The sequence below is a fragment of the Metabacillus niabensis genome (assembly GCF_020524345.1).
Lineage (GTDB): Bacteria > Bacillota > Bacilli > Bacillales > Bacillaceae > Metabacillus > Metabacillus niabensis_B.
Map to the genome: position 1 here is coordinate 1 of NZ_JAIVLH010000070.1, position 509 is coordinate 509.

The 509-nt window shown below is 35.8% G+C and carries 1 protein-coding gene; it reads right to left on the bottom strand.

Annotation, left to right across the window (positions count from 1 at the left end):
• The coding region (locus LC095_RS26690; RefSeq protein WP_226530917.1) for a transposase at positions 1-509 on the bottom strand (509 nt) is incomplete at both ends.

Genomic DNA, 509 nt, shown 5'->3' on the forward strand with positions numbered 1-509 from the left:
CTTCGCTCTACCTTTTCTTTTCTATATTTATATAGTTCTTTCCCAGATGGGGAAAGGCGATTTAATCTAACTTGCTCCTTATGGTCTTCCCAAACATGTCGAGTTATTACTTTTTGTTTGGATTTCGATCTTGTACACTGTGAGAGTAGAGGACATGTGGCACATTTCTTGGGATCAGATTTATATTCTCGATATCCTTCTCTTGTAGTTGTTCGATAAGTTAACTCATCCTTATTTGGACAAATATATAGATCATTCTCTTTATCATATGTAAATTTCGATTTAGGAAACAAACCTTTGGTTGGCTTAAATCTTCTATGGGCAATTACTCCAAATATGCCTCTATCCGATAATCCCTTACAAACAGCACTAGTCAAATATCCTGAATCCAAAGCTGAAGCTTCTACTTTAAAACCAAATCGCTCGATTTGGCGGTCAAGTCTTGATAAATAAGGAACAGAATCATGGACATTTCCTGGTGTAACATAGGCATCAGTTATAATGTTGAA